Origin of the sequence: Burkholderia sp. Bp9140, assembly GCF_003853425.1 — a bacterium.
In the GTDB taxonomy this organism is placed as follows: Bacteria; Pseudomonadota; Gammaproteobacteria; order Burkholderiales; family Burkholderiaceae; genus Burkholderia.
Genome location: NZ_QTPQ01000132.1, coordinates 1 through 392, shown reverse-complemented (window position 1 = coordinate 392; position 392 = coordinate 1). Strand labels below are relative to the sequence as shown.

The following is a 392-nucleotide window of genomic DNA, read 5'->3' as shown; positions in this document are numbered from 1 at the left end:
TGGCGGAGCGGACGGGACTCGAACCCGCGACCCCCGGCGTGACAGGCCGGTATTCTAACCGACTGAACTACCGCTCCTTGGTCTGGCTGAATCGGGAAACTGGTGGGTGCTGAGGGGTTCGAACCCCCGACCTACGCCTTGTAAGGGCGCCGCTCTACCAGCTGAGCTAAGCACCCGTTTCCGATTCGTTCTGGCTGCGATCTGCGTTTCGGCATCAACAACCAGCGAGCCAGCAAGTTTAATTCATCCCCGATCATTTTGCCAAGCCTGTGCGCAAAAATTTTTAACGCGCTGCCCAACACACGATCCCGATGCAATCGGGATAGGGGCGGTCAGGTAGCCTGACCGATCCCCTCCCACACCACCCGGCATGCGGGTCCGCACCGGGCGGT

General features: G+C 60.7%; 2 tRNA genes. Both read right to left on the bottom strand.

Features of this window, described 5'->3' with window-relative positions:
• Window positions 1-77 (bottom strand) — tRNA-Asp (locus DIE21_RS36950).
• A 23-nt stretch (window positions 78-100) separates the two neighbouring features.
• Window positions 101-176 (bottom strand) — tRNA-Val (locus DIE21_RS36945).
• Between the last annotated feature and the right edge of the window lie 216 nt (window positions 177-392).